25 protein-coding genes and 1 tRNA gene are annotated in these 26940 nt (G+C 63.1%); 11 read left to right on the top strand and 15 right to left on the bottom strand.

Features of this window, described 5'->3' with window-relative positions; genetic code table 11:
• Positions 1-309: 309 nt before the first annotated feature.
• A tRNA-Sec gene (locus G7Y51_RS07490) sits at positions 310-403 on the top strand.
• 254 nt (positions 404-657) lie between these two features.
• Here the strand turns inward: G7Y51_RS07490 and G7Y51_RS07485 are convergent.
• From G7Y51_RS07485 to G7Y51_RS07460, 6 genes are all read right to left on the bottom strand, one after another.
• Positions 658-1116 carry a serine/threonine protein phosphatase gene (locus G7Y51_RS07485; protein ID WP_241160169.1) on the bottom strand — a complete coding sequence of 153 codons (459 nt, stop codon included), beginning with the start codon at positions 1114-1116 and terminating at the stop codon, positions 658-660.
• A 66-nt stretch (positions 1117-1182) separates the two neighbouring features.
• The gene (gene glpX / locus G7Y51_RS07480) at positions 1183-2166 is read right to left on the bottom strand and encodes a class II fructose-bisphosphatase (RefSeq protein ID WP_165072700.1); all 984 of its coding nucleotides are present in this window, start codon (positions 2164-2166) and stop codon (positions 1183-1185) included.
• A gap of 228 nt (positions 2167-2394) precedes the next feature.
• Positions 2395-4059, bottom strand: a complete 1665-nt coding sequence (locus G7Y51_RS07475; RefSeq protein WP_165176107.1) for an NAD+ synthase — start codon at positions 4057-4059, stop codon at positions 2395-2397.
• Between the two features lie 94 nt (positions 4060-4153).
• Positions 4154-5998, bottom strand: coding sequence for a UbiD family decarboxylase (locus G7Y51_RS07470; RefSeq protein WP_165176105.1), 1845 nt, complete (start codon positions 5996-5998; stop codon positions 4154-4156).
• Positions 5998-6492: an NUDIX hydrolase gene (locus G7Y51_RS07465; protein WP_165176102.1), complete on the bottom strand. Its 495-nt coding sequence runs from the start codon at positions 6490-6492 to the stop codon at positions 5998-6000. Before G7Y51_RS07465 ends, G7Y51_RS07470 begins: the two co-directional genes overlap by 1 nt.
• 167 nt (positions 6493-6659) lie before the next feature.
• The gene (locus tag G7Y51_RS07460) at positions 6660-7358 is read right to left on the bottom strand and encodes an L-threonylcarbamoyladenylate synthase (RefSeq protein ID WP_165176100.1); all 699 of its coding nucleotides are present in this window, start codon (positions 7356-7358) and stop codon (positions 6660-6662) included.
• Between G7Y51_RS07460 and G7Y51_RS07455 the strand changes: the two genes are divergently transcribed.
• On the top strand, positions 7357-7830 hold the full coding sequence (locus G7Y51_RS07455) for a 23S rRNA (pseudouridine(1915)-N(3))-methyltransferase RlmH (RefSeq protein ID WP_165176097.1): 474 nt from the start codon (positions 7357-7359) through the stop codon (positions 7828-7830). The two genes, G7Y51_RS07460 and G7Y51_RS07455, sit on opposite strands and share 2 nt — an antisense overlap.
• 68 nt (positions 7831-7898) lie before the next feature.
• On the opposite strand, the gene G7Y51_RS07450 is transcribed toward G7Y51_RS07455, so the two are convergent.
• Positions 7899-10241, bottom strand: coding sequence for a dolichyl-diphosphooligosaccharide--protein glycosyltransferase subunit STT3 (locus tag G7Y51_RS07450; protein WP_241160168.1), 2343 nt, complete (start codon positions 10239-10241; stop codon positions 7899-7901).
• Positions 10229-10969 (bottom strand): RsmG family class I SAM-dependent methyltransferase, encoded by a 741-nt coding sequence (locus G7Y51_RS07445; RefSeq protein WP_165176094.1) that lies wholly within the window; start codon positions 10967-10969, stop codon positions 10229-10231. The genes G7Y51_RS07450 and G7Y51_RS07445 overlap by 13 nt, the downstream gene beginning before the upstream one ends.
• Positions 10970-11226: 257 nt before the next feature.
• On the opposite strand from G7Y51_RS07445, the gene G7Y51_RS07440 reads away from it, so the two are divergent.
• The 9 genes from G7Y51_RS07440 (at position 11227) to G7Y51_RS07400 (ending at position 19963) form a co-directional block, all read left to right on the top strand.
• The gene (locus G7Y51_RS07440; RefSeq protein ID WP_165176090.1) at positions 11227-12180 is read left to right on the top strand and encodes an ACP S-malonyltransferase; all 954 of its coding nucleotides are present in this window, start codon (positions 11227-11229) and stop codon (positions 12178-12180) included.
• A 148-nt stretch (positions 12181-12328) separates the two neighbouring features.
• Complete coding sequence (gene argS, locus G7Y51_RS07435) at positions 12329-13984, top strand: arginine--tRNA ligase (RefSeq protein ID WP_165176088.1); 1656 nt, start codon at positions 12329-12331, stop codon at positions 13982-13984.
• Between the two features lie 97 nt (positions 13985-14081).
• The gene (locus G7Y51_RS07430; protein ID WP_206214276.1) at positions 14082-15002 is read left to right on the top strand and encodes an SPOR domain-containing protein; all 921 of its coding nucleotides are present in this window, start codon (positions 14082-14084) and stop codon (positions 15000-15002) included.
• Between the two features lie 8 nt (positions 15003-15010).
• Positions 15011-15823 (top strand): ABC transporter permease, encoded by an 813-nt coding sequence (locus G7Y51_RS07425; protein ID WP_165176084.1) that lies wholly within the window; start codon positions 15011-15013, stop codon positions 15821-15823.
• A gap of 9 nt (positions 15824-15832) precedes the next feature.
• Entirely contained in the window at positions 15833-16648 is an 816-nt protein-coding gene (locus tag G7Y51_RS07420) for an ATP-binding cassette domain-containing protein (RefSeq protein ID WP_165176082.1), read from the top strand.
• A 142-nt stretch (positions 16649-16790) separates the two neighbouring features.
• Positions 16791-17240 (top strand): outer membrane lipid asymmetry maintenance protein MlaD, encoded by a 450-nt coding sequence (mlaD, locus tag G7Y51_RS07415; protein WP_165176080.1) that lies wholly within the window; start codon positions 16791-16793, stop codon positions 17238-17240.
• Positions 17241-17243: 3 nt separating this feature from the next.
• Positions 17244-17879: an ABC transporter substrate-binding protein gene (locus tag G7Y51_RS07410; RefSeq protein WP_206214275.1), complete on the top strand. Its 636-nt coding sequence runs from the start codon at positions 17244-17246 to the stop codon at positions 17877-17879.
• A complete protein-coding gene (locus G7Y51_RS07405; RefSeq protein ID WP_165176078.1) occupies positions 17880-18767 on the top strand; it encodes a VacJ family lipoprotein in 888 nt (295 codons plus the stop codon). It begins immediately after the preceding gene.
• 182 nt (positions 18768-18949) lie between these two features.
• Positions 18950-19963 carry an ABC transporter ATP-binding protein gene (locus tag G7Y51_RS07400; protein ID WP_165176076.1) on the top strand — a complete coding sequence of 338 codons (1014 nt, stop codon included), beginning with the start codon at positions 18950-18952 and terminating at the stop codon, positions 19961-19963.
• 88 nt (positions 19964-20051) lie between these two features.
• Here the strand turns inward: G7Y51_RS07400 and ilvC are convergent, their stop codons facing one another.
• The 7 genes from ilvC to G7Y51_RS07365 form a co-directional block, all read right to left on the bottom strand.
• Positions 20052-21053, bottom strand: coding sequence for a ketol-acid reductoisomerase (ilvC, locus tag G7Y51_RS07395; RefSeq protein WP_165070755.1), 1002 nt, complete (start codon positions 21051-21053; stop codon positions 20052-20054).
• 83 nt (positions 21054-21136) lie between these two features.
• A complete protein-coding gene (gene ilvN, locus G7Y51_RS07390; protein WP_165176074.1) occupies positions 21137-21628 on the bottom strand; it encodes an acetolactate synthase small subunit in 492 nt (163 codons plus the stop codon).
• 181 nt (positions 21629-21809) lie between these two features.
• On the bottom strand, positions 21810-23501 hold the full coding sequence (gene ilvB / locus G7Y51_RS07385) for a biosynthetic-type acetolactate synthase large subunit (protein WP_165176072.1): 1692 nt from the start codon (positions 23499-23501) through the stop codon (positions 21810-21812).
• 18 nt (positions 23502-23519) lie between these two features.
• A complete protein-coding gene (locus tag G7Y51_RS07380) occupies positions 23520-23750 on the bottom strand; it encodes a DUF465 domain-containing protein (RefSeq protein ID WP_165070774.1) in 231 nt (76 codons plus the stop codon).
• 413 nt (positions 23751-24163) lie between these two features.
• Positions 24164-24466 carry a YggT family protein gene (locus tag G7Y51_RS07375; RefSeq protein ID WP_165176070.1) on the bottom strand — a complete coding sequence of 101 codons (303 nt, stop codon included), beginning with the start codon at positions 24464-24466 and terminating at the stop codon, positions 24164-24166.
• A gap of 600 nt (positions 24467-25066) precedes the next feature.
• Positions 25067-25756, bottom strand: coding sequence for an HAD family hydrolase (locus tag G7Y51_RS07370; RefSeq protein ID WP_165176068.1), 690 nt, complete (start codon positions 25754-25756; stop codon positions 25067-25069).
• A complete protein-coding gene (locus tag G7Y51_RS07365; protein WP_165176066.1) occupies positions 25753-26628 on the bottom strand; it encodes a hypothetical protein in 876 nt (291 codons plus the stop codon). The genes G7Y51_RS07370 and G7Y51_RS07365 overlap by 4 nt, the downstream gene beginning before the upstream one ends.
• Between the last annotated feature and the right edge of the window lie 312 nt (positions 26629-26940).

Here is a 26940-nt window from a genome sequence, read left to right as displayed (position 1 = left end):
GCCTGTGTATACCATTGCTTCCATGCCTGGCAATACGCGCGGCAGCCCTGCCACGACCCATGCTTGTGATTGACGGCTGTTTACTTCCGTGCCATGATTCTTCCTGAAAGCAGGGCGTCAACGGCCCGAATGGGCCTTCCCGGATCTTTTCGGAATGGCTGCCGCTTGGTGGAACAGCCGCGCAGCGCAGGTGCAGGTTCCAGGGCCTGGAACGGCTCTGCGCACCTTGCGACTGCGAGGATGAAAATCCGCCACGCGTCCGCAGGCAACTGAAAAATTTGCTCGCCTGTGGCTGTCATCATGCAATGCGGGGGCGTTTCGTCACCGGTGTGGCGCCCGGTCTTCAAAACCGGCGGCAGGCTTTACGGTCTGCGGTAGGTTCGACTCCTATGCGTCCCCGCCAGCTCCATTTTACCGACCCTCCAGGATCGTTCCAGAACAAAAACAGCAAAACCCCTTGAGGCTCAAAGCTTCAAGGGGTTTTTTATGACCATTTCCGTTGCTTCAAAGTGAGAGCGTTTTGCTGATTTCATGAGCAAAACGCTCTCATGGGTGGGAATTTTTTCAAAAAAATTCAGATGATTATATTCCTCCAGCCTTGCAAAGAAAAATCCAAGCCCCGCAAAACAGCCTGATATTCCGAACTGATGAAAGCATTCAGCGATTGATCGGCGGCGCGTCGCTTCCGGCTTTCAGCATGGTGCCCAGGTGGCGGCGGGCAAGAGTCAGTTCTTCTTCCGTGACGCTGGGCATGTCGCGCGGGCGAGTGCCGCTCATGTCATTGCCTTCCTCAACAATGACCAGCGCCGCGGCCATCCGGCCCATGACGCTGAAAAAGCGCAACGGATCCCAGCCCTGGGCCCTCACCCATTCCGCGGCCTGGGGCGAATAGAGAAAATCCGCCTTGCCGTTGCGCAGCACAGGGTGGGCCTCTTCCTTGTTTTTCTTGGCCCAGGCCCGGAAGCGCGGCAGAATTTCCAGAAAGTCGATCAATTCCTTGTCCGTGACCGGAGGCTGATTGTCATAGACGGTCAAAGCGGGCGCGGGCTTTTTGGGCACGGCGCGCGCAGCCTCGGCAATGGGAGCCGGCAGCACGAAAAACAGAAGGAGGAGCATCAGGCCGAGACCGGCCGGGAATGCCCATTGACGAGGAACCGGAAACAAAAAATACGCTCTTTTCATTCAATACCGAACCGCGCTGATTTTAGAGAGTCTGTCCATATTATGGTACGACTCCACATAGCGCAATGTGCCGGTTTTGCCACGCAAAACCAGGGAGTGGGTTACCGCGTGCCGCGCGCTGTAGCGCACGCCGCGCAAAAAGTCGCCGCCGGAAATGCCGGTGGCGGCGAAAAAGCAATCGTCGCTGCGCACCAGATCGTTGACCGTGAGCACTTCGCGCAGATCAATGCCCGCTTCGTTGATGGCTTCTTTTTCCACATAGGACTGCGGATCCAGTCTGGCCAGGATCTGCCCGCCCATGCCCTTGATGGCGCAGGCCGCCAGCACGCCTTCCGGGGTGCCGCCCGTTCCCAGCATCACATCCACCTCGGAGCGCGGATCAACGGCCATCAGCGCGCCTGCCACGTCGCCGTCGGTCTGAAGCTGAATGCGGGCCCCGGCCTCGCGGATCTCCGCGATCAAGCGTTGATGGCGGGGCTTGTCCAGCACGAAGACGACCAGATCCTGAATGCTTTTGCCCATGGCTTTGGCCACATGTGCCAGGTTGACCTTGACCGGCGCGTCCAAATCTATGACCTCGCGCGCCTCGCGCGGCACCACCAGCTTTTGCATATAGTAACTGGGGCCGGGATTGAACATGCTGCCGCGCGGCGCCACGCCCACCACGGAAATGGCGTTGGGGCGGCCGTAAGCCAGCAGATTGGTGCCTTCCACCGGGTCCACGGCCACATCCAGACTCGGCCCGTCGCCCATGCCCACTTTTTCGCCGTTACGCAGCATGGGGGCATGATCTTTTTCACCCTCGCCGCTGATCACAAGGCCGTCAATATGCAGCGTGGCAAAGCTGACGCGCATGGCGTCCACAGCTGCGCCGTCACCGGACTCTTTGTCGCCGCGGCCCAGCCAGCGGGCCGAGGCCAGGGACGCTGCCTCGGTAATGCGCACAATATCAAGGGCCAGATTTTTCTCCGGTGCTTCCGCCATGACTTCCTCCGGGTCAAAGTATTGTGGGCTGACATGTGACTTTACTCCAGCCCGCGCCGGGCTTCAAGGGAAAACCCGTTGCGAAGGATTCACTTTTAGCGTGAAATTCCTTTTGCAACCATGTAAAATTACAATGAATTTTTTACGGAAATCATCTCAAGGGTGCATCCCTCCCCGTTGCGCCGCGCGCCGGGGCTGTGAGCGCGCGCCCGGGCAGCCCGGCACTGTTTACGGCAGCCGGTAGCGCCCCGCTACAGGCGCCTGCCAGCCCGAACCGAAAGGCATGCGGCTCACATGCAGACACAGGGGAGCCTGGCGGCGCTTGAATTCCGCTTTGAACAGTTTGTCGCGCACCTCGCGGCACGCCTCGGGCTCAAGCCCGGCCGCCCCGTGCGCCGCGGGCGCGAGCAGTTTCTCCAGCAAGGGATCAAGCACGTCATAGGGGGGCAGGCTGTCGGCATCTTTCTGGCCGGGGCGCAGTTCGGCTGAAGGGGCCTTGTCGAAAATATTCTGCGGAATGATGGCCGCGCCCCGGCGCTCGTTGTACCAACGGGCCACGGCATAGACCTGGGTTTTGGTCAGATCCGCAATGACGCCAAGCGCGCCCACGGCGTCGCCGTACAGCGTGGTATACCCCAGGGCCCCCTCGCTCTTGTTGCCTGTATTCAGCACAAGAGCCCTGGCCCGGTTGGCCAGGGACGTGAGGAGCGTGCCGCGGATGCGGGCCTGCACGTTTTCAAAGGTCACGTCGCCGGCCTGTTCCGGAAAAAGGGCAAGTCCGGGCCTGAGCGTTTCCTCAAAGCAGCGCATCAGCGGCTCAATGGGCAGGGTGACGGTGGTCACGCCCAGATTGTCGGCCAAAGCGCGGGCGTCCGTCAGCGAGCCTTCGCTGTTGTAGGGCGAAGGCATCAGCACGCCCGTGACACGCTCCGGGCCCAATGCCTCTGCCGCAATGCAACAGACCAGGGCCGAATCCATGCCGCCGGACAGCCCCACAATAACCCGTTCGGCCCCGCACTTGCGCACGAAATCGCGCGTGCCCAGGGTCAGGGCGCGCCAGCAGGCTTCTTCCGCGCTGGTGCAGAGAGGTTCGGGCTCAGCGGGCCCCAGCGAGGTGTCAACCACCAGCACATCTTCCTCAAAAGCCTTGCCCCGGGCCAGCAACTGCCCGGTGGGATCAAAGGCCAGACTCTGCCCGTTGTAGATGCGGCTGTCATTGCCGCCCACCAGATTGACGGAAAAAAGATGCACATGATGCCGCGCCGCCACATGCGAAAGCATATGCTCCCCGGCTTCCTGCGCGCCCACGCTGAACGGCGCGGCCGCCATGTGCACAATGGCGTCCACCCCGCGCTGGACCAGTTCCATAAGCGGATTATGGCCGCTGGCATATTGGGTTTTCCAGAACGCGCCCCCCTCGGCCGCAGCGTCCTCGCAGAGCACCACGCCCAGCCGCCAGCCGGCCAGGGGCAGGATGCCGCAGGAAATGCCGCGATCAAAATAGCGCACGTCATCGACCTGGCCCGCGCCCTGGCCGAAATTCTGGCCCAGGCTTTGGTAGACCTTGCGCGAGACCACCTGCCATTGCCCCTTGTGGATGAGCACGCCCGCGTTGGAAAGCAGGCCCGCGGCATAGACGCTGACCACCGGCGCGCCCACCAGCAACGGCGGCCCGTCGCGCAGGGCCTCGGCCAGTTGCTGCAAGGCCCGGCGGCACCCTTCCGCGAAATCCTCGGCGCAGAGATAATGGCCGGGAGCCGCGCCACAGAGAGCCAGCTCCGGCGTCACGCAAAGATCCGCGCCAGCCGCCTGCCGCGCGGCGTCCAGGATGCGCTGGAGATTCCCGGCCACGTCGCCGGTCACGCTGTTGCATTGCAATAAGGCTATTTTCATCCCGCTGTCCTCCCGGGGATCGGCATTTCAGCATAGCGCCCTGGACGTTAGAGCATTTTGTGTTGAAGATATCTATTTTCAATCAAAAAATGCTCTAATAGCAGCCGTGCAAAGGCCCGCCCGGCGCGGCCAGAGCTTCCGCCCTGCGGGCAACAGCCGGATCCTCTTCCAGGGGCGGGGCATGAAAGGGTTTCAGCCGGGCGTCCAAGAGCAGCGGCGCGTCGCAGGCCCAATGCTTGGCCCGGATGCGGGCATTGGCCCCATAACTGTCCGTGGCCGGATCCGAGCGGGTGAAGACCGTCCACAAAAAATTTTCCAGGCTGGCGGCGCAGAATTCCGGCTCATCCACCACAGCCAGCAGCGGAAAAGCCTCCCGGCCCGGCCAGGAAGCAAAAACGCGGGCCAGTTCTTCCAGCTTGGGGTCAGGCTCGCCCCGGCCAAGGCTGTGCGCCGGGCCGCGCAGCACCAGCAGGCCCGGCCCGGCCACGCGCGGCCCGCAAAAGCCGTCGGGCAGATCCGGCGCGCTTGTCAGCTCCAGGCCCAGCTCGCGCCGCTTCTCCCCGGCCGAGGCCCAGATCAGCTTGGAGCCCTCGTGCAGGCCGCTGCCCGTGTAATCCAGAGTATCGCCGGTGCTGCGGGTCAGAAAATGCAGATCCCGGCTGAAATCCGCGCGCTCCAGCATATGCCGCAAGAATCCGGGCGTGTCGCGGGCGGAAAGGCCCGGAGCGTCCTCATGCGCGGCCAGCAGCACATATTTGGCCAGCGCGGTCTGGGTCGTGCCCAGCAGATGCAGGGCTGCGGTGAGCAGCTCGCGCGGCCGCCGCCGCGCCTCATACGGCGTGTAACGCTCGCTGCCAAGAACCAGCAGCAGAGGATGCACGCCGGCCGCGTCCACGGCCTGAACCTCGCGCACGCCCTCGAACATCTGCGGCACCAGCGCGGCGGTAAGCTCGTGGATGAAATCGCCGAAAACCGTGTCTTCCTGCGGCGGGCGGCCCACAGTGGTGAAAGGCCAGATCGCGTCCCTGCGGTGGTGCACGGCCTGCACCTTGAGCACCGGGAAATCATGCCGCAGGCTGTAATAGCCCAGATGATCGCCGAACGGCCCCTCGGGCTTGAGTCCGGTCAGCAGATGCCCGCTGATGCAGAAGTCCGCCTGGGCCAGCACCGGCAACGGCAGGGCCGCCTCACGCGCCACGGCTGTGCGGCGGCCGCCCAGCAGACCGGCAAAGCGCAGTTCGGAAAGGCCTTCGGGCAGAGGCATCACCGCGGCCACGCTGAGCGCGGGCGGCCCGCCCACATAGACATGCACGGGCAGAGCCTGCCCCAGGGCCAGGGCTGCGGCGTGGTGCGCGCCCATGCCCCGGTGGATCTGATAGTGCAGGCCCGCCTCGTCGGCGGCATAGGCATTGCCCGCCAGCTGCACCCGGTACATGCCCAGATTGGAGGCGTCCAGGCCCGGCTTGCGCGGGTCTTCGGTATAGACCAGGGGCAGGGTGACAAAGGGGCCGCCGTCGTGAGGCCAGCAGGTCAGACGCGGCAGATCCGCAAGCGTGCAGCGACATTCCAGCACAGGCGCGCTGCCGCCCTGCGCCATGCGCGGCAGCATGTGGAACAGGCCGGGCAGGGCCTTGAGCGAGCGCCAGGGCCGCCGCATGGCTTCCGCGGGATCGGCCTTGGCCGCCAGAACCGCATCCACGGTGGCCAGACTGTCGCGGAAAATATAATGCAAACGCTCGCGCGTGCCAAAAAGATTGGCCAGCATGGGAAAGCGCGTGCCCTTGACCCGGGTGAACAGCAGGGCCGGCGCTTTGGCCCGGAAGGCCCGCCGCTGTACGGCAGCCAGCTCCAGACAGGGGTCCAGCTCCGCGTCCACGCGCTTGAGTTGCCCCTGAGCCTCCAGATCCGCCAGGCATTCTCTCAGGCAGGCATAGCCCATCAGCGCGCCTCTTCCTGCAAGGGCTCCACCCCGGCCAGAGTGCGGCGACCGGCCAGAACATCCCTGAAATCCGCCAGGATGCGCGCGTGGTCAAAAACCAGGGGCAAAGGCAGTTTGTCAAGAGCGTAAAAAGCGGCCTGGGCCGCGTCGTCTCCGGCGCGCAAGGCCTGGGGATTGCGCGGGCGGCCGGTGAAAACCACGCTCAAGGTGTGTTGGCGGGGATCGCGATCCGGGCGGGAATAGACGCCCAAAAGGCCGGTCAGTTCGACCTCCAGACCGGTTTCCTCGCGCATTTCGCGCAGGGCCGCGGCTTCGGCCTGCTCGCCTTCCTCAATGAAGCCGCCGGGCAGGGCAAAGCCCAGAGGCGGGTTGCCGCGCGCAATGATCACCACGCCGCGTTCCGGCGTGTAGATGAGCACGTCCGTGGTGGGCGTGGGATTGGCGTATTTGCTGAACGGCTGCCCGCAATGCGGACAAATCACGGTTTTTTTCATACCATTTCGCTGCCTCAATGAGAGAGAATGCGCGCTCCTTGAACCTAGAGCTATAATTCTGCCAAATTTGGCATCTGCCGTCGAGAGCGAATATCCGGGACGGCAGGGCTGACGCATACGATGCGTCAGCCCTGATCTGCCCGCCCTCCTGGTTGCAGCGAGCCTTCTTACACGCACGCGAAGCCCGCCCGCTCCAGGGCTTGCGAGCTGATTGCCCCGGCCCGCAGCAGGCGCAGGCGTTTTTGCCCGCCCCGCTCCGCATCCTCCAGGGGTTCCACCAGGGTGGAGGGCGCGCCTCCGGCCGGTTGTTCCCCTCCCCTTCCGGCAGGCAGCAGACCGCCCAGATCGCCCAGATCCGCCAGCGCGGCCAGCAGTTCCGGATCCAGCTCCTTCCAATGGCACGCCGGAGCGCGGCCGCTCGGATTGGCGCTGCTGGCCGTCAGCGCGCCGCCCGCCAGCAGCGCCAGACGCGCGGCCAGCGAATGCGGGGTGACGCGCACGGCCACCTTGCCCTCCCCATTGAGCAAGGCGGCGGGCAAGCCGCGCGCGCCGCCCTGCGCAACGTCGGCGGCCCGCGCGGGCAAAAGGACGGTCAGCGGGCCGGGCCAGAAAGCCGCGAGCAATTCCGGCGGCGCGGCCTCCAGCCGGGCCACGGCCTTAGCCTGGGCCACGTCGGCGGCCAGCAGGGGCAAGGGCTGCTGGACGGGCCGCCGCTTGAGCTGATAGATACGGGCCACAGCCCCGCCGTCAGCGGCCAGGCAGCCCAGCCCGTAAAAGGTTTCGGTGGGAAAGATCAGCACGCCGCCGCGGCGCAGGCAGAGGGCTGCGGCCTCAGGATCCAGCACGCGGCAGGGAGAATGGGACATGATTGGCAAACCTTTGCGCTTGCTCAGCGTGGGCAGGCTGAAAACAGTGTTCTGGAAAGACGCCGCCGCCCACTATGCCACGAGGATCGCCCGCTGGCGGCGTCTGGAATGCGCGGAAGTGCGGGACGGCGACGCGGCTCTGACCCCGGAGAGACGCACTGCCCTGGAAGGGCGCCGGATTCTGGAAGCTCTGGCCCCGCAGGATCTGCCCCTGGCCCTGGACGAGCGCGGGGAGAAGCTGACTTCCCCGCAACTGGCGGCCCTGCTCCGGCAGATGGATCAGGAGGCGCGCGGCCGGGTCTGTTTTATTGTGGGCGGGGCCTACGGTCTGGACGAAGAAGTGCGCGCCCGCGCCTGCCGCCTGCTCAGCCTTTCGGCCATGACGCTCCCGCACGAGCTGGCCCGGGTGGTCCTCCTGGAGCAGCTTTACCGGGCGGAGTGCATATTGCGCAAGGTTCCCTATCATCACTGACAAAAATACCTGCCCGGCCGGACCGATCGCCGCCCCGTGCGGATCAGAGCGCCTTGGAAGGCGGGCTTTCAGAGCACTTCGTAAATCCTGGCAAAAACATTGTCGTAGACCAGCTTGAAATACGGGGAAAAACGCGGGTCCTGCGGATCGCTCAACAGGAGTTGGACCATCAGCGAATTGTACAGGCCTTCGTCCATGACCAGCTTTTCGTCCGTGACCCGGTTAAAGAGAAAATACACGTTGCGCCGTTGGGACAAAAATGCCTGCTGCTCCTCGGGCGTGGCCCTGGGGTGGGCGTCAAACCATTCCTGCACATAATTGCGGCGGGTCACGCCGGTTTCTTCAAAAACCCCGATGGACGAGGCATAAATAACAGTGGGGCTGCCTTCAAGCTGCACTTCGCCGCTGCCCAGATGGTAAGCCAGGGCCTGCGTCACAATGGACAGCGCCCCGCCCTCGCCCTGCCGGGTCTCAAAGTTCCAGTTGCCGAAATTGCTGATCCAGAATCCCAGGCGCAGCATCTCAAAACTGACCACTATAAAGAGCCGCCCGTTGGCTTCGATCAGCGGGGTTTCCGGCGAGCGCAGGCTGTTCATCAGGGCCTGGGCCGCCGCGCCGTCCAGATTTTTGAAGACATTTCCCGGCTCGTTGCCGGATTTGGCGGTATAGCGGATCAACTGCCGGGCAAAGCGCGCGTTGTCCGTGGCAAAAACAGCGGCAGGCAGGTACAGCGAGGGCCCGGCGTGCTGCGCGCCGTCGGCAATGGTGGCCCGCCGCGCGAAATAGTGCGCCGCATAGCCCCAGTCCCACCAGAGCCAGAGCACGGCATCCTCGGGCGTCATGGTCCGGGCGCGGGTCAGGGCGTCGGCGTGGCGGCGGTTGATCATGGGGCCTTGGGACATGGCCTGGATCATGTCCACAAACGGAACCACCAGCAGGCCGATCAGCACGGCCGAGGTCAGCAGCCCGGCCCCTGCCCCGCGCAGATCCGCGCGCACCAGGCGCTGCAACAGCCAGTAGAGCGGCAGAGTCAGCCCCACGGCCACCACCGGCGCGCCGAACATGACCATTCTGCCGCCGAGCCTGGTGCTCAAGAGCCCCAATGCGGCCAGCGGCAGCAGAAAAAGCGCGCCCGGCCTGCGGAAGAGCACCAGCAGGAAGCCGAGCAACCCGAGTACCGCGGCTTCCATCCAGGGATGAAAGTACGGAAACAGCGCCGCGAAGCTCAGATCCTGCACTTCAATGATCGACTGGGCCACTGAAGGATAGACCAGGGTCGCGCCCTGGCCGGTGCTCTTCACGTCGCCCGCGTGCTTGAGATAGGCGTTGGCATGGTTGATCAGGGTGGTCAGGATTTGCCCCTGCAGCAACAGCGCGAGTGTGCCCAGCCAGAGCAGAACCAGCACGGACGGGCGGCAGAGCAGGCGGCGCAGGGAACGCCCCGGCCCGCTTCCCGCAGCCAGCAGGATCAGGCTGAAGGCAAAGCCCGCCGGGCCGCCCAGGGTGGGCAGCGCATAGGCCAGAGCGCCCAGCAGCAAAAGAGCGCGCCGCCCGCGCGGGGCCATGATCAGGCTCATGACGGCCAGAAGGATCACATTGTAGCGGATCAGATAGGGAAAAACCGAATGCCATTCCTGGGTCCACCAGGAAACAATCCCCGAAGCCCCGAGCAGCAGCACCCACTGCCAGCGCAGGGGATTGCCCAGCGGCTGGCAGTGCTCCACGGCGCGGGCGCGCCACTGATCCGGGGTCGCCTTGAGGCCCGTCCCCGCCACGAGACGCCGCAGGATCATCCGGGGCAGCAGCATGTAGCGCATGGCCCAGCAGGCCGGGACCAGCGTCATGAGCAGGGGAAAGAAAAGGGTCACCAGATCCGTGTCGTAATAGCCGAGCAGGGTGCGGGCCAGAAAACCGGGCGCCAAGGAAGTCAGCAGACCGGCGGCCACGCCTGCCTCCATGCTGCCCAGGGCCCAGACCCAGGCAAAAACGATTCCGGCCACCAGACTGGCCAGCACAGCCGGAAACCAGAATGCCACGGCCGCCGGACTGGTATGCAGGGCCCCGGCAATAGCCCGCAGCATTTCAGCCATGGGATGCCCCACGGCCAGACCGAAGCCCTCGGCCCCGGCCACCCAGTGATAGGCGTCATGGGTGGCCAGCAGCCACTCCTTGCCCAGGCGGTATTCCGGATTCTGCCAGCAGGGCCACTCCACCATGCGCAGGGCAAAGGCCAGGGCCAGAGTCACGAGCCCCCAGAGCAAGCCCCGACGCCAGAGGCGCAAAGACTCCCCGCCCCGGCCCTGTTGCCCGAAAGTCGTGGGGAGAGAGGGCGGGCTGCCGCCGCCGGAACCGACAGGCCGGGCGGTTTCAGCCGAATCCGGCCGGGTTGCGGGCGGCGTCAGCTGCCGCACGGCTGCGTTTCTCCGTTACGATTCCCCGGCGCGCCCGATCCTGCCGCTTCGGCTGGCGCGGCACTGTGGGCCGTCCCTTCCGGCCCGGCGGGCCTGAGCGCCCAGAACCAGCGCCCCCTGCCCGCCACCGTGTAGGAGCGCGCGCATCCGAGCCGCCAGGGCGCGGGCAACTGATCGGGCGCGGGCGTCAGGGCAAGAATGATCAAAACCCCCTCGGACCGCAAATGCGGCAACGTAAGATCCAGCAGATTGCGCCAGGGCATGAAGGCCCGGCTGACGATGCAGTCCGCGGGGCAACACTGGCCCTGGAAAAAATGCTCCACCGAACCCCGGAAAACATGGGTGGCAGGCAAGCGCAGACGGGAAAGCACGCTGGAGAGAAAAAGGGCGCGCTTTTCGCGCACTTCAACCAGATAATACGCGCCCCTGGTCCAGACCAGGCGCAGAGGGATGCCCGGCAGGCCCGCGCCGGAGCCGAGATCCCAGCTCAGCGGCGCAGCGGGCAGATCCAGACTGTCCAGAAAAGCGGCCAGATGAAAACTGTCCACTGCCAAACGGGTCAGGGCATCCTGCCAGTTCCGCGCGCCGGTCAGGTTCATGGCCGTATTCCAGCGGCAGAGCATCTCCAGATACACTGCCAGCGGCTCCAGGGCCGTTGCAGGCAGATCCGCGCCCGAGGCCGCCGCCAGCCGCGCCAGTTCTTTGAGGTCCACCGTCTGTTGTTGCATTCTCACCTTCTCCGCCTTTTCGATCAGAAACCCGGACATACCGAAAAAATGCGCTTTCCAGCCGGACGCCGATCATTAGATCTGCGGGCCGTTCCAAGGCCCTTGCCGGACAGCGGCCAGACAGCCCGCGCAGATCCGCACAGATCCGGACAGGGCCAGTCATATCCCTCGCGGACGGGACTTGCAAGGTCCGCGCCGATAACGTAAAAAAACGATTCGCCCTGTTGTGGGCATTATTCCGGAGGTCTGTCCGCACAATGACGCAACCCGTTCTGCTCTTTCCCGGCCAGGGCTCACAAGAGCCCGGCATGGGCCGCGATCTGGCCGAAGCCTCTTCCGAGGCCATGAATCTTTGGAAACGCGCGGAAAGCATCAGCCGCCTGCCCCTGCGCGAGATCTGCTGGGAAGGCGATGCTGCGGCCATGAGCGACACCCGCGCCCTGCAACCCGCCTTGACCGTGGTCAATCTGAATTTGTGGCGCGAAACGGCCGCCCGCATCGGCAGTGCCGCGCCTCTGGGCGCGGCCGGGCACAGCCTGGGCGAGTTCAGCGCCCTGGCCGCGGCCGGGGTGCTTTCGCCAGACACGGTTCTGGAGCTCACGGCCTTGCGCGGCCGCCTGATGGCCGAGGCCGATCCGCAGGGCACGGGCGGCATGGCCGCCCTGCTCAAGCTGGACGAGGCCCAAGTCGCCCGCATCGTGGCCGAGGCGGCCACGGAGAGCGAGGCATTGCTGCTCGTGGCCAACTACAATACGCCCGCGCAATTTGTGGTCAGCGGGGCCAAAGACGCTGTGGCTCTGGCCTGCCAAAAAGCCAGGGAGCATAAGGGGCGCGGCCTGGAACTCAAAGTCAGCGGCGCATTTCACAGCCCCATGATGCGCGAGGCCAACCGGGAGCTTGCGCCGTTGCTGCGTAAGGCGGTCTGGCAAAAACCGCGTTTTCCGGTCTACTGCAACGTGAACGGCAAGGCGGCGCACGACGGCGAAAGCGCCAGGGAAAATCTGCTGGAACAAATGACCTCTCCGGTGCGCTGGATTGAAACCGTCCGCAATCAATATAAGGATGGCGCGCGCTTCTGGCTGGAGCTGGGGCCCAAGGCAGTGCTGGGCAAAATGGTGGCTCCCTGCCTGGCCGGAATCGCCGCGGAAGCGGACGAGCCGCGCATTGCGCTGGTCAACGATTTGCAAAGCGCCAGGGGTTTCGGCCTTTAGAGCGCTTAGCTAATGAAATGAGCTAAACGCTCTGGTCCCGGACATGCCCTGCCCGGCCCATGTGACCGGGCAACAAGTGATTGCCGTCTTACGCGCGCCGTGCGCATGAAGACCAAACCAGCCCTGCAAGCCGAGGATGCGAAAAAATATGCGCGCCACAGAAGTTCTGCGCACGGCCCTTGCGGCCGTTATTGAGGAAGAGGGCCTGACCTGGCCCGCCAAAACCGTCATTGAGCCCCCGCGTGATGCCAGACACGGGGATCTCTCGGTGAATGCGGCCATGCTTCTGGCCAGGCAAGCCAAAACCAGCCCCCGGGAACTGGCCCAAAAATTCGCGGCCAAATTGTTGGAACGCTGCCCGGAGCTGGAAAAAGCCGAAGCCGCGGGGCCGGGATTCTGCAATGTGACCTTCAGCCAGGCCTTCTGGCGGCGTGTGATTGCGGACATCGAGGCGGCAGGCGGGGCCTATGGCGCAAGCGACGCGGGGCGCGGCCGCAAGGTGCTTCTGGAATATGTTTCGGCCAATCCCACCGGCCCTTTGCATGTGGGCCACGGGCGGGGCGCGGCCGTGGGCGACAGCCTGGCCCGCTTGTTGCGCAAGGCCGGATACGCCGTGGACACGGAATATTATATAAATGATGCGGGCCGCCAGATGCGCCTGCTGGGCCTTTCGGTCTGGCTGCGCGTGCAGGAGCTGGCCCAACGCCCGGTGGACTGGCCCGAGGAGTATTACCGGGGCGCGTATATCATTGATATCGCGCGGGAAATGCTTGAGGCCGATCCCGGGCTGCCGGATCTGCCGCCATATCAGGGCCAGGACCGCTGCCATGAGCGGGCCAAGGAGGTAATACTGGCCGGGATCAAGGCGGATCTGCAAGCCTTTCGCGTAGAGCACGGGCACTGGTTTTCGGAAAAGACCCTCGTGACAAGCGGGGCCGTGGACGCGGCCTTTGCGGCGCTAAGCAAGGCGGGCTTCACCTACGAGAAGGACGGCGCTTTCTGGTTCGCCACCGGACAACTGGGCGACGACAAGGATCGCGTGCTGAAAAAGTCCGACGGCAGCCTGACCTACTTCGCGTCGGATATCGCCTACCATCATGACAAATTTCAGCGCGGCTACGACTGGCTCATTGATGTCTGGGGCGCGGATCATCACGGCTATCTGCCGCGGATGCGGGCCTCCGTGGCAGCCATGGGCAAAGAGCGCGAGAGCTTTGACGTGGTGCTGATCCAGCTGGTCAATCTCCTGCAGCACGGCAAGCCGGTGAGCATGTCCACCCGCGCGGGCACGTTCGAGACCCTGGCCGATGTTTTGCAGGAAGTGGGCACGGACGCGGCGCGCTTTCTTTTTCTCTCGCGCAAGAGCGACAGCCCTCTGGATTTCGATCTGGAGCTGGCCAGGCAGCGCAGCCTGGACAACCCGGTTTATTATGTGCAGTACGCCCATGCCCGGATCTGCGCGGTGCTGCGCCGCGCGGAGGAGCGCGGCATCATTCTGCCCGCAAGGTCGGACGAGGCTGCGCTCACCAGCCTGGACACGCCGGAAGACATGGCCCTGCTGCGCAAGGCCGCCTGTTTCGAGGATATGCTGGCAGCCGCGGCCAGGGCCCTGGCCGCGCATCATGTCAGCCATTATCTGACGGAGCTGGCCGGGCTTTTGCACAGCTACTACGCCAGGCATCAGGTTTTGCTGGCCGGGGATCCCGATCGCAGCCGTGCCCGTCTGGCCCTGCTGCGCGCCGTGGGGCAAGTGGTGCGCAACGGCCTTGACGTACTCGGCGTCAGCGCGCCGCAGAGCATGTAATGGCCCTGGCCTGAAGCGGCTCGCCTTCCCCTGCGCCATGACTTTTTGAACGCCCTTGCCTTTGACAAGGAACGGGCTCCGGAACAGGTACACTTTTATGGTCCAACCCCTGCGCAAAGTCCGCGTGAAAAATCCTTCCGCAAGCGGCAGGCAGCGCCGCTTCACCGTCAGTTTGTCCGGCGCGGCCCTGGCCGCGCTCGGCCTGGTGCTGATGGCGGCCGTGGGCTGGTCGTTTTTTATGGGCTTTATGGTCGGCCGCGGCCAGAATCCGGAAAAACGCGTGGGGCAGATCACCGGCATGATTGCGGAGGAGCCGGCCGCGAGCGACGCCGCCCGCGGCGCTTCGCCTGCCGCCCCGCCCGACTGGCCCTCGCCTGATCAGCCTGTTGCGCCGCATGACCCGGACGCCGCGCCGCAGTCAGCCGGGACGCAGCACGCCGAAAGCACGGCGGCCATGTCCCCAGGCACCGGGAATACGGCCGCCCGGACCGGCGCGGCCCAGGCCGCTGGCGCTCAAAACGCGGCCGCGGCCCTTCCTGCCGATTCGCAATCCGCCTCGCCCGCCTATCCCTTCAGTCGTCCCCAGGGCGAGGGGCTGGCAGCCTGGGGCATCAGTCAGCATGCGGGGGGAACAGCGCCCCCCACGCCTGCCGCGCAACCGCAAGGGGGCGCGCAAGCCCGCCCTGCCGCGTCCCGGGGGCAGGCCGCAAGTCAGGCTGCGCAATCCTCGCAAGCCCCGCAGGTTTCGCAGCCGAAAGCGCCGCTTTTTGACTGGCTTTTCCAGGCGGCGGCCTTTAAAGACAAGGCTGACGCGGACAGGTTGCGGGCCCGGCTGGAGGAGCGCGGCCTGCGCAGCCGTCAACAGAAAAGCGGCAAAGTGCTTCTGGTCATGGTCAGCCTGCGCGGCACGGAACTGGATGCCGCCAATCTGCGCGAGGAACTCCGGCGCATGAAGCTGGGCGCGCCCATTCTGGCCGCGAAAAAACCTGTTTCCGGCAAAAGCCGGAAGAGCAAATGAGGCCGGTCATGGCAAGTCGTTCCGACACTCCCGCCTTTGCGCGTTTTTTGCGCGCGCTGGGCCGCCCCTGTTTGCGGGGCATTGACGCCGTGGGCGGCACGGCGCTGTTCATGCTGGCCGGGCTTGCGCAAATTTTCAGCAGCGTCAAAATTTTTCCGCGCACCTTGCAGCAGTTGTATGTGATTGGCTACAAGTCCCTGTTCGTGATTGTGTTGATCGGCATCTTCTGCGGCATGGTCCTGGGCCTCCAGGGCTACTACACCCTGGTTCAGTTCGGCTCGGTGGGCATGTTGGGCTCGGCCGTGTCCCTGACCCTGATCCGCGAGCTCGGGCCAGTGCTCACGGCCATTATGCTCACCGGGCGGGCCGGTTCGTCCATGGCCGCGGAAATCGGGGTCATGCGGATCACGGATCAGATCGACGCCCTGGACGTCATGGATATCAACTCCCTGGGCTATCTGGTCAGCCCGCGTCTGCTGGCCGCGCTGCTCTCCTTCCCCTTGCTCACGGCCGTTTTCGACGTCATCGGGATTATCGGCGGCTATCTCACCGGGGTGCTGATGCTCGGCATCAACGAAGGCGCCTACTTTTACCGTATCGCCAGTTCCGTGACCATGAACGACGTGGCGGGCGGCTTTATCAAGGCCGTGGTTTTCGGCCTGCTGGTGGCCACGGTCTGCTGCCGCCAGGGTTATTACACCCACCGCCGCCGCGACAGCGTGGGCCCAGAGGCCGTGGGCAACGCCACGACTTCGGCGGTGGTCATTTCCTGCGTGCTGATTCTGGCCGCGGACTATGTGCTGACTTCCTTTCTGCTTTAGGCGGTATCCATGCAGGCTTGGGACATTGAATTCCGGTCGCTGACCGTGGGCTACGGCGAGCATGTGGTGCTGCGCGACATCAATGCCGTGCTGCCCGCGGGCAAGGTTTCCGTCATCCTGGGCGGTTCCGGCGGGGGCAAGTCCACCCTGCTCAGGCACATCATCGGCCTTTCGCGGCCCATTTCCGGCAGCGTGCTGATCGGCGGCCGGGATCTTTTCAGGCTCGGCACGCGAGAATTCCGCCGCGTGCGCCGTCAGATGGGCGTGCTTTTTCAGGACGGCGCGCTGCTGGGCGCGCTCTCTCTGGCCCAGAACGTGGCCCTTCCTCTGAGCGAGCATCTGCATCTGCCCAGGCCCCTGATTCGCGAGGCTGCCCTGCGCGTGCTGCGCATGGTCGGTCTTGAGGATTTTGCGGATTTTTTCCCCAACCAGTTGTCCGGCGGCATGCGCAAGCGCGCGGGCCTGGCGCGCGCGATTATCGCCGATCCGCGCATTCTGCTCTGCGACGAGCCCACTTCCGGCCTGGATCCGATCACCGCGGCCCGCATGGACGAGCTGCTGCGCTCCATGCACGAGCAATACGCTGAAATGACCCTGGTAGCAGTGAGTCATGATCTGGCCAGCCTGCGCGCCATTGCGGATCATGTGCTGGTGCTCAGGGACGGCGGCGCGATCTTTTCCGGCCCGCTGGCCGCTCTGGAAGCCAGCGACGATCCCTACTTGCGGCAATTTCTGCACCGCGAGGCCGGGGCGCAGCAGCTCGCGCTGCACCAACCCCAGGATCCGGCTGTGCGCACGGCGCTGGACGCCTGGCTGAACTCCTGAACCGCCCGGCGCTGTCGCAGCGCGCTGCCGGCCTAGAAAGGCGGCGTATGCCGGAGCGGAACAGGGCTTGAAAGTTTGCGTTTCTCAAAGTATGATGCCAAAAGTACTGCCTTTGTTACGCAGTCCGGAGTTTGCAAGCATAATGAACAACATTCGTGAAACCGCCGTGGGCGTCTTTGTGCTGCTGGGCCTTGTCTGCGTGGCCTATCTGACCATCAAGCTGGGCCGGATGGAATTGTTCACGCATCAGGGCTTCGAGCTTTCCGCCCGCTTCGATTCCGCCTCAGGTTTGCGCGTGGGCGCGGATGTTGAGCTGGCGGGCGTGCCCGTGGGCCGGGTGGTGGGCATCACCCTTGATCCCGACCCCATGCGCACGCAGGCTGTGGTCCATCTCAGGCTGGACAAGGATCTGCGCCTTTCCGACGACAGCATAGCCTCCATCAAAACCAGCGGCCTGATTGGCGACAAATACGTCAGTCTCTCCCGCGGGGGTTCGGAAAAAATTCTCACTCCGGGCAGCGTCATTCAAGAAACGGAATCAGCAGTGGATTTGGAATCCCTGATAGGAAAATACGCCTTCGGAGGTGTTTGAGATATGAATTGTATCGCCTTGCCGCGACGCATTGCGCTCGCGCTCTGCCTTGCCTTGCTTCTGGGCCTTGCGGCCCTCCCCGTGCTTGCCGCGGGCGCTTCTCCGGCCCGGCAGGCCCTGGAAACCGCCACCAACCGGATTCTGGCCTGCATCAAAAATCCCGATTACGTCAATCCTGCCACGCGCGCACCCCTGCGCCAGCAGATTGAAGACGAAGTCCTGCATATTTTTGACTTCAGGGAATTTTCATCGCGCACCGTGGGCGCGCGCTGGCGCACATTCAACCCGGATCAGCAAAAACGCTTCAGCGACGCCTTCGCGGATCTGCTGATCAGCACCTATGTGGGCAAGATCGACGGCTATAACGGCGAGCAGGTGGTGTACACGGGCGAGGTCAGTTCCCCGGCGGGCGACCGCACGGAAGTGCGTAGCGTGATCACCATGAAAGACGGCAAAAAAGTGCCCGTGGCCTATCGCATGCTGCCCAAGGAGGGTGGCTGGCGGGTCTACGACGTGCTGATTGAAAACATCAGCCTGGTCAAAAATTACCGCACGCAATTCCAGGACATTTTGAACAGCGGGAGCCCGGATCAGCTCATTGCCCGGGTGCGCGCCAAAGCCCAGGAAGTGCGCCAGTAAATGCAAGCCAACCCACTCCCCCCCAGGCCTTGCCGCGCCGCATCCCGGCTCATTGGCTGCGCGCTGCTTTGCTCCGCGCTGTTCCTGGCATCCGCCGTTCGCCCCGCAGGCGCATCGGCCGCCGCGGCAGAAGCGCCTCTGGCTCCCTCCGCCGTCTATACCAATGCCCCCAGGCTTGCACCCGGCGCAGTGACAGTGCACACTTCCGGCTATATGTCGCAATCCGGCTATATGGCGCAATCCGACGATCTGGACGATTACGACGTTACCCCGGCAGCCAGCATTTCAGACCCGCTGGAGCCCTGGAACCGTTTCTGGTTCCATTTCAACGACATTTTTTACATGTATGTGGCCAAACCCGCGTATAACGCCTGGGTTTATGTGACCCCGCACCAACTGCGCAGCGGTCTGAGCAACTTTTTTGCCAACCTGCTCTTCCCCATGCGCTTTGTGAACAACATCCTTCAGTTCCGCTTTCTGGAGGCCGGGGTGGAGTTCGGCCGCTTTATCATCAACACCACTTCCAGCCTGGGCTTCGCCAATGTGGCCAAGGACAAAAAAACCATTGTGCCCGTGGATCCCTATGGCGAGGATTTCGGGCAGACCCTGGGACGCTGGGGCGTGGGCCACGGTTTTTATGTTGTCTGGCCGTTCATCGGGCCGAGTTCCGTGCGCGACACAGTGGGGCGGGTGGGTGACTGTTTCACGGACCCCATTTTCTACGTCCACCCCTGGGAATTGGCCACCAGCTCGGAACTGGCTTTGCGTTTCAACGATTTGGGCGCGGTGCTTCCGCTGTATGACGATTTGAACAGCGCGGCAGTGGACCCCTATATTGCCATGCGCGAAGCCTATATCAATTTCCGCAATGCGCAGGTAAAGCACTGATCCGCGCACTGCCGGCCAGACTGCGGCCTGCCGTCCGATGGCAACGGCAGGCCGCGGCGGCCGTTGTGACCGTTGACCACACATTGGCCTGAAAAAAACGCTGCAAAGCTACGCCGCTCTTACGGCGGGCAAGCTCCCTGAGCTGACAACCCCGTAACGCGCTGTTTTTATACCGTATTGCAATGCAAAAACATTGTCTGGCCTGTGAGTCCGAAGCCTCGCCCCTTCTGCGCCTGGAAAATCTCTCGGTGCATTTTCGGCGTGACGGCGGCCTGCTCCCTGCGGTGCGCGATGTGAACCTCACTTTGTACCCTGGCGGCATCACCTGCCTGGTGGGTGAGTCGGGCTGCGGCAAAAGCCTTACGGCGCGCGCCATCCTGCGCCTTGTGCCGGAGACGGCCGTGATCAGCGGCCGGGTTTTGCTTCAGGATACGGATGTGCGCACCCTGCCGGAACGAGCCTTGCGCCGCATCCGTGGGCGACGAGTCGGAATGATTTTTCAAGAGCCCATGAGCTCCCTTAACCCCGTGCTGACCGCAGGCGAGCAGGCGGCCGAACCCCTGCGCCTGCATCTGGGCATGAGCCGTGCCGAAGCCCGCCGCGAAACCGAGCGCCTCTTTGCCGAAGTGGGCATTCCTTCCCCGCACAGCCGTTATGAAGACTTTCCCCACCAGCTCTCGGGCGGCATGCGCCAAAGAGTGATGATCGCCATGGCCCTGGCCTGCCGGCCGGAACTGCTCCTGGCCGACGAGCCGACAACCGCGCTGGATGCCACCATCCAAGGCCAGATCCTGCGTCTGATCGTCACCCAGAGCCGGGACAGAGGCATGGCCGTTCTGCTGATCACCCATGATCTCGGCGTGGTTGCGCAAGTGGCGGATACGGTGGGCGTCATGTATGCCGGACATCTGGTAGAGCACGCGCCGGCAGGCGAGCTGTTTGCGGCGCCGCTCCACCCCTATACCAGAGGCCTGATGCACTCCGCGCCCAGCCGCAATTCCATGCAGCTCGATCGCCTGCCCACCATACCGGGCAGTGTGCCCAGCCTGGAGAATATGCCTGCGGGTTGTCCTTTCCATCCGCGCTGCGCCGAAGCCATACCCCGCTGTGCCGAAGCCATGCCGCCGACCTTTGTCCGGGGCGCGCATGCCACGGCCTGTTGGCTGGCGGCTCAGCCTTCGCGCGACGCATTCTAGAGCGGTTTGCCAATGAAATTAGCTGAACCGCTCTGGCGGCCGCTCCCGCGGCCGCCAGAGCGGTTGCCGTATTCAACAGCAAACCGCTCTAGTCTTTCTTGTCCTTTTTCAGCCAGGACATCATGCCCCGCAGATTTTTGCCCACTTTTTCAATCTGGTGTTCGGACTCATTGCGGCGCGTGGTCAGGAACATGGGGTAGCGGGCCTTGGCCTCCAGGATGAAATCGCGGGCGAATTTGCCGCTCTGGATGTCCTTGAGCACGCCCTTCATTTCCTTTTTCACGGCTTCATTGATCAGGCGCGGGCCGGAAACATAATCGCCGTATTCGGCCGTATTGCTGATCGAGTAGCGCATGCGCGAAAGGCCGCCCTCGTACATCAGATCCACGATCAGCTTCATTTCGTGCATGCATTCGAAATAGGCCATTTCAGGCTGATAGCCGGCTTCCACCAGAGTCTCGAAACCGGCCTTGATCAAGGCTGAAACGCCGCCGCAAAGCACTGCCTGCTCGCCGAAAAGATCGGTTTCCGTCTCTTCCCGGAAGGTCGTCTCAATGACCCCGGAGCGCGTGCCGCCAATGCCCTTGGCATAGGCCAGAGCCGTTTTGAGCGCCTCGCCGGTGGCGTCCTGCTCAATGGCCACCAGGCAGGGCACGCCGCCGCCCTCGGTGAAGGTGCGGCGCACCAGATGCCCCGGCCCCTTGGGCGCGATCAAAAACACGTCCACATCCTTGGGCGGCAGGATCTGGCTGAAGTGAATGTTGAAGCCGTGCGCGAAAAGCAGGGCCTTGCCCTTGCTCAGATTGGGCTTGATATCGCTTTCATAGACCTGGGCCTGCACCTCGTCGGGCAGAAGAATCATGATCAGATCCGCCTGCCTGGCCGCCTCCGCCGCGGAAACAGGCGTGAAGCCGTGTTCCTTGGCCAGCTCATAATTGGCGCCGCCGGGACGCTGGCCGATAATCACCTTGACGCCAGAGTCACGCAGATTCTGGGCATGCGCATGGCCCTGGCTGCCGTAGCCGATGACAGCCACGGTCTTGTTTTTCAAGACATTGAGATCGGCATCCTGATCGTAATAGACTTTCATCTGAGCATCCTCTGTAATCACTCACGGTTAGACAAAAACTCCACTCCTCTGCGCCCGTGCGCAGGGGAAAAATCAGGGCAAACTCACTCCGTCGACTTCTTGGAACGACGCATGGCCACAGAGCCTGTACGGGCCACTTCCTTGATGCCGAAGCGCTGCAAAAGACTGAGAATCGCCTCCAGCTTGCCGTGATCGCCCGTGGCCTCAATGGTCATCTCATTGGAGCTGACATCCACGACCTTGCAGCGGAAAATCTCCACCGTGCGCAGGATCTCGCCGCGCATGGCGCCTTCGGCCTGCACCTTCACAAACATCATTTCCCGTTCCACGGCGACTGTTTCGGAATAATCCACCACCTTGATCACCGAGACGATCTTGTGCAGCTGCTTCATGATCTGCTCCACAATCAAGCTGTCCCCATAGGTGGTGATGGTCATGTGCGAGACGCCTTCCTCCAGGGCGGGCGCCACATTGAGCGAATCGATATTAAAGCCGCGCCCGCTGAACAGACCCGCCACGCGGGAGAGCACGCCGGGCTCGTTTTCCACCAGAACGGAAAGCACATGTCGTTGCATAGCATCCCTCAATAACATTTTCGCATCGGCTCGTCTGCCGATTCGGAGGCCGCGCTCAAGCCGCGCCGGGACTGCGATCCCGTCCTGCCATCACGCGCGGGCGTCAGCTAACGCTGTCGCCAGAGCGTTTAGCTCATTTCATGAGCAAAACGCTCTGGCCTTTTCGCGCGCCAAAACCTGCCTATACCAGCAGCATTTCATCCAGGGCCGCTCCGGCGGGGACAATGGGATAGACGTTTTCCTCGCGCTCCACAAGCACGTCGATAAAGGCCGGGTTGGGCGTGGACAAAGCCTTCCGCAGCACAGGCAGAAGATCCTCGGACTTGGCAATGCGGTAGCCTTCGGCGCCGTAGGCTTCGGCCAACTTCACAAAATCCGGCTGGGCTTCCATATTGGTGGAGCTGTAGTTGCGGTTGTAAAAAAGCTCCTGCCACTGGCGAACCATGCCCAGATGGCGGTTGTTGAGTATGACCACCTTGACGGGCAGGTTGTTGGCCACTGCCGTGGCCAGCTCCTGAATGTTCATCTGCAGGGAGCCGTCGCCAGCCAGGGCGATCACGGTCTTGTCCGGAAAGGCGAACTGCGCGCCGATGGCCGCCGGAAAGCCATAGCCCATAGTGCCCAGGCCGCCGCTGGTCAGGAGCGTGCGGGGCCTGGTAAAGGCAAAGAACTGAGCGGCCCACATCTGGTGCTGCCCCACTTCGGTGGCGACGATGGCATCCCCCCCGGTGAGCTCGAACAGCGCTTCCACCACCTGTTGCGGCTTGATGTTGCCGTTTTTCTGATAGCACAACGGCTTGCTTTCTTTCCATTCGCGCACCGCGGCGAGCCAGTCCGCGTGCTCGGCGGCCCAATCCTTGTCCGCCAGCCTGGCCTGGCAGATCTCCATAATCCCGGAAAGGGCCAGCCGGCAATCGCCCACAACCGGCACTTCCACCTCCACATTTTTGCGGATGGAGGTGGGGTCGATGTCGATATGCACAATGCGCGCCCTGGAGGCAAAGGCCGTAAGTTTGCCGGTGACCCGGTCGTCAAAGCGCGCGCCCGCGCAAACCAGCAGATCCGCGTTGTTGATGGCCAGATTGGCGGCATATGTGCCGTGCATGCCGACCATGCCGAGCCAGAGCGGGTCCGTGGCAGGATATGCCCCCAGCCCCATGAGCGTGCAGGCCACCGGAATTTGCAGCTTGCGCGCGATCTCGGCCAGGGCCTCGGCGGCATTGGACATGATCACCCCGCCGCCTGCCAGCAGCACCGGGCTTTTTGCCTTGGCCAGCTCCTCCACCGTGCGGCGCAACTGGTTCAGATTGGGCTTGTAGGTGGGATTGTAGCTGCGCATATAAATGTCTTCGGGCCAGACAAACTCGGCTTTGGCCTGAATCACATCCTTGGGCAAATCCACAAGCACCGGGCCAGGGCGGCCCGATCGGGCCAGATAAAAAGCCTGACGGATGGTCAGGGCCAGCTTGCGCACGTCCTTGACCAAAAAGTTATGCTTGGTGCACGGCCGGGTGATGCCTACAATATCCACTTCCTGAAAAGCGTCGTTGCCGATCAGTTTGGTGGGCACCTGGCCCGTGATCACCACCAGCGGGATGGAATCGGAATTAGCCGTGGCTATGCCCGTGACCGTATTGGTGGCGCCGGGCCCGGAGGTCACCAGGCAGGCCCCCACCTTGCCGGAGGCGCGGGCATAGCCGTCGGCCGCATGCACAGCCGCTTGCTCATGACGGACCAGCACATGGCGGATATCCGGATGCCGCGGTAATTCGTCGTAAATATCAATAACCGCGCCGCCCGGATAGCCGAACAGCACGTCCACGCCCTCTTTTTTCAGGGACTCAAGGAGAATCTGTGCGCCTGTGCATTCCATGAATAGCTCCTCAGCCGGCTATTTTTCCTGTTTTTTCAAGCGATCCAGGATATCCATCAACTTGGTCTTGCCTTCCAGCTTCTGCTTTTTCAACTGCTTGAGGGTCTGCTCTTCCGTGGGTGTGCGAAAACCTTTGCTTTCCAGCTTTTCCACCTGTTTTTCATAGAGCACATGGTCTTCCCAAAGGGATTTCAGCTCCGGATCAGTGGGGGCGTATTGTTCCAGCAGGTCAATTTCATGCTGATCCATAAGAAATCTCCAGTGTTAGATGTTCAAACGCGGGGCACGCGCAAAAAAACGTCAGCAGCCGCGAGCCTGAAACGCTCCGCTTGCCAGCGCCGGAAATAAATTCCGGCGCGTGTCGCGCGGGCGGCTGGCCGCTTTCGCGGCAGCAAGGGCATTGCGTCGCTACGCGCGCATGCCCTTAAGAAATCTCCAGTGTTAGATGTTCAAACGCGGGGCACGCGCAGAAAAATGTCAGCAGCCGCGAGCCTGAAACGCTCCGCTTGCCAGCGCCGGAAATAAATTCCGGCGCGTGTCGCGCGGGCGGCTGACCGCTTTCGCGGCAGCAAGGGCATTGCGTCGCTACGCGCGCATGCCCTTGAGCGCTTCCTGGCGGAAGAATCCGCGCGCGAAGCCCGGACCGCGCCAACGCGTGCGGCTCAATGCAGGGCAATGGCATACTGGGCCAGCGAGGCGATCACAATCCGGTTGACAAGCTCAATAGCCAGCAAAACCACGATCGGAGAAAAATCCAGGCCGCTCGTATAGGTAAAGGGCAGCCATTTGCGCACCCTGTAAAACACCGGCTCCGTAAGAAGCCGCAGCGTCCGCACAATGGGATTATACGGATCGGGCCTGACCCAGGTCAGCACGGCCGCAATAATGACGATCCAGAAATAAATATTCAAAAGCGAGCCCAGCACCAGAGCTATGGCGCTCAATGTATTGGCAAGAATGATCATGCACACTCCAGCGTGAGTCTTATGCGTATGTTACGCGTGCCCTGTTGCGTGCGGACACGGCCGCCGCTTTGCAGCGACGCCGAGCCGCCGGGGTTTCGCGGACAGGCAGCCCGTTCGCATTCCCGGATTCGGCAAAAAACGTTGGCTGCCGCGCCTGCCGCCTGAAAAAACAGCTCGCTGCGCGTCTAGAGCATATTGCTTTTAAAACGCTCGCTCCGGCGCTTCACGGCGAAAGTAAATTTCGCCTGCGCCTTCGCGGCGGGCATGGCTTCGCCCTGCCAGAGCGTTTAGCTCATTTCATGAGCAAAACGCTCTAACACACGCCATTGCCCAAGTCCCCCCGCGCACAGACAATAACGCCGAGCCGCCCTTCTGCCAAGGTGGTCATGCGGCAGGCCACAGGAACGCCAGGGCCGGGACGCATTGCAAACAGGCGCGGCGCGCATGTCGGCAGCGCCCTGCCCGTTGTTTCAAATCCCTTTGAGCACTTTCCCCTTGCAACTGCTCTGCTGACGCGAACGCGGCAGCCGCCGCCAGGCGGCGTGGATTCAGGAAAAACCGCGTTTTTCCCTGCATGATTCTGAGGAAAACCGGATACTTTCACTCAGAAAATGCTCCGGGCTTGCAAAAACCGGGAAGCGGCGGCAAGGCATTGCCTACTGCCCGGCGCAATTGGTCGAAATCAGCCGCCGTAATCCGGCCCCGCAGTTCGCCGCCGTTAAAGGCCGCAAATACCGTCCCGGCTCCTTGCGCCGCATCCTTGTCGTGCTTGCTGTCGCCCACAAAAAGCACGTCCGCAGGGGCAAAACCCCAGGCGGCGCAGATGCGCCGCGCGCCCTCCGGCGAAGGCTTGGGCGCGGCGTTGCTTGCCGTGATGACAGGATCAAAATAGGGGGGCAAGGCGAAAAAGTCCAGAACCGTTTGGATGCCCCTTGAGATGCGGTTGGTGGCAATAGCCATGCGCACGCCCCTGGCATGCAGATCATCGGCGAATTCGCGAAAACCGGGCTGCAGACGCAGCAGCGGCACAATGTCCCGCTGGTAGTTGACCTCATCCCTGGTCACACGCTCGATCTCACCGTGCAGACGCTCCGGCAGAATGTGCCGCAGAGCCTGCCCTGCCGTGGCCATGAAGGAATACGCCTCCTGCTCCGGCGTCATGGGCGGCAGGCCGAAATACGCCAGCACGCGGTTGAAGAAGACATTATTGGCCGCCCGGGAATCAATCATCACGCCGTCGCAATCAAAAATCACGCCCCGCAGCCCATGCGGAAAGGGAGGCGCGCTCATGCGGATTCTCTCCAGGTGAGCCAAACGCGCTCCGCGGCCCACGGGGCGCCCTCCGAGGCGGAAGGCGCGCGTCCCAGCACGCGCCAGAGGGGCGCCCTGGCTTCAAGAATGGTCACGGCCTCTCCGGCCACATCCAGGGAGCAGCCCAGAAATTCAGCCCAGTGCGGAGCCGGAGTGAATTCGAGCATTTCCAGCAATGCGACGCGCATGGGGCCTTCCACGGCCAGGGCCACGTTGTCCGGCAAAAAATAGGCGGCATTGGCGGCAGCCACGCGCCAGGGCGGCACAAGCCCCTGATCAAGCCCCTGATCCAGGGGAACGCGCGCAGCGGACGCGGGCAAAGAGCGCAACGCGTCGTCCCCTTCCACGCCCAGGGCGGCGGTAAGGTTTTTCGCTTTTTCAGCGCAACGGAGGGTCAGCTCGGCCAGCTCGGCCAGATATTCTTCCTGCAGCCAGAACCAGAGCAGGGCCTTTTGCGCCTGCTCACGCTCAAGCCGCGCGCGGCGGGCCGCTTCCGCCTGTTTCGCCTTTTGTTCCTGGCCTGGGGAAAGTCCGTCCAGATTTTTGAGTAAAGCCATTTCAGCGGCCTGGCGCGCCGCGCGGGCATTCCCCGCCGCAGTCGCGCCCACGGGCAGGCCGGAAAGGGCCGTTTGGCTCAACTGCCGCAGATCCGAAAGACAGGCCGCCGCCTCACGCGGCGTAAAAGGGTAATTCTCTGGGCAATGCCAGCCCGTGTCCGGGCAGTCCGGCAAGCCGGGCCAAAGGCGCAATGCCCCCGGCCATGCGGGGCCATTCGTATTTTCCGGGCCGGACGGCAGGTCGGGCAATGGCCCCCGCAGCAGCGGCAGCCGGATACAAAGCGTTTCATTCATGCCTACATTCCTTCCAAAGTTGTATAGCATAGCCAGAGGCGCTGCGGAGTGCAAGCCGGATCCATGCCTGAAGGATTCACTTTTTAAAAGTCACTCATATATAAATCCCTAGAGTGCCCTCACGATACATTTTCTTTAATTTCATATAGATATAGGAAAATACCGGAGCCTGCCCCTAGCGTTTTATTGTCCCACTCAGAGAGGGGTAAAACCCCCACCTTTAGGTGGCGGCTTTAGCGTTTCTTTTGTAGCATGTGGGCATGAGCAACTATCGTAAAGGCTCCCACAGGGTTTTCTCAATTCACTTGCACC

It is taken from the genome of Desulfovibrio sp. ZJ369 (assembly GCF_011039085.1).
Classification (GTDB): domain Bacteria; phylum Desulfobacterota; class Desulfovibrionia; order Desulfovibrionales; family Desulfovibrionaceae; genus Desulfovibrio.
The sequence above is the reverse complement of the archived record's forward strand: the minus strand, read 5'-3'. Positions and strand labels throughout refer to the sequence as shown.

Bases quoted from the DNA above. Each gene is read 5' to 3' on its own strand.
- G7Y51_RS07485 (WP_241160169.1), bottom strand. From the start codon at position 1,116: ATGCTCCTCCTTCTGTTTTTCGTGCTGCCGGCTCCCATTGCCGAGGCT.
- glpX (WP_165072700.1), bottom strand. From the start codon at position 2,166: ATGGCGGAAGCACCGGAGAAAAATCTGGCCCTTGATATTGTGCGCATT.
- G7Y51_RS07475 (WP_165176107.1), bottom strand. From the start codon at position 4,059: ATGAAAATAGCCTTATTGCAATGCAACAGCGTGACCGGCGACGTGGCC.
- G7Y51_RS07470 (WP_165176105.1), bottom strand. From the start codon at position 5,998: ATGGGCTATGCCTGCCTGAGAGAATGCCTGGCGGATCTGGAGGCTCAG.
- G7Y51_RS07465 (WP_165176102.1), bottom strand. From the start codon at position 6,492: ATGAAAAAAACCGTGATTTGTCCGCATTGCGGGCAGCCGTTCAGCAAA.
- G7Y51_RS07455 (WP_165176097.1), top strand. From the start codon at position 7,357: ATGATTGGCAAACCTTTGCGCTTGCTCAGCGTGGGCAGGCTGAAAACA.
- G7Y51_RS07460 (WP_165176100.1), bottom strand. From the start codon at position 7,358: ATGTCCCATTCTCCCTGCCGCGTGCTGGATCCTGAGGCCGCAGCCCTC.
- G7Y51_RS07445 (WP_165176094.1), bottom strand. From the start codon at position 10,969: ATGCAACAACAGACGGTGGACCTCAAAGAACTGGCGCGGCTGGCGGCG.
- G7Y51_RS07440 (WP_165176090.1), top strand. From the start codon at position 11,227: ATGACGCAACCCGTTCTGCTCTTTCCCGGCCAGGGCTCACAAGAGCCC.
- argS (WP_165176088.1), top strand. From the start codon at position 12,329: ATGCGCGCCACAGAAGTTCTGCGCACGGCCCTTGCGGCCGTTATTGAG.
- G7Y51_RS07430 (WP_206214276.1), top strand. From the start codon at position 14,082: ATGGTCCAACCCCTGCGCAAAGTCCGCGTGAAAAATCCTTCCGCAAGC.
- G7Y51_RS07425 (WP_165176084.1), top strand. From the start codon at position 15,011: ATGGCAAGTCGTTCCGACACTCCCGCCTTTGCGCGTTTTTTGCGCGCG.
- G7Y51_RS07420 (WP_165176082.1), top strand. From the start codon at position 15,833: ATGCAGGCTTGGGACATTGAATTCCGGTCGCTGACCGTGGGCTACGGC.
- mlaD (WP_165176080.1), top strand. From the start codon at position 16,791: ATGAACAACATTCGTGAAACCGCCGTGGGCGTCTTTGTGCTGCTGGGC.
- G7Y51_RS07410 (WP_206214275.1), top strand. From the start codon at position 17,244: ATGAATTGTATCGCCTTGCCGCGACGCATTGCGCTCGCGCTCTGCCTT.
- G7Y51_RS07405 (WP_165176078.1), top strand. From the start codon at position 17,880: ATGCAAGCCAACCCACTCCCCCCCAGGCCTTGCCGCGCCGCATCCCGG.
- G7Y51_RS07400 (WP_165176076.1), top strand. From the start codon at position 18,950: ATGCAAAAACATTGTCTGGCCTGTGAGTCCGAAGCCTCGCCCCTTCTG.
- ilvC (WP_165070755.1), bottom strand. From the start codon at position 21,053: ATGAAAGTCTATTACGATCAGGATGCCGATCTCAATGTCTTGAAAAAC.
- ilvN (WP_165176074.1), bottom strand. From the start codon at position 21,628: ATGCAACGACATGTGCTTTCCGTTCTGGTGGAAAACGAGCCCGGCGTG.
- ilvB (WP_165176072.1), bottom strand. From the start codon at position 23,501: ATGGAATGCACAGGCGCACAGATTCTCCTTGAGTCCCTGAAAAAAGAG.
- G7Y51_RS07380 (WP_165070774.1), bottom strand. From the start codon at position 23,750: ATGGATCAGCATGAAATTGACCTGCTGGAACAATACGCCCCCACTGAT.
- G7Y51_RS07375 (WP_165176070.1), bottom strand. From the start codon at position 24,466: ATGATCATTCTTGCCAATACATTGAGCGCCATAGCTCTGGTGCTGGGC.
- G7Y51_RS07370 (WP_165176068.1), bottom strand. From the start codon at position 25,756: ATGAGCGCGCCTCCCTTTCCGCATGGGCTGCGGGGCGTGATTTTTGAT.
- G7Y51_RS07365 (WP_165176066.1), bottom strand. From the start codon at position 26,628: ATGAATGAAACGCTTTGTATCCGGCTGCCGCTGCTGCGGGGGCCATTG.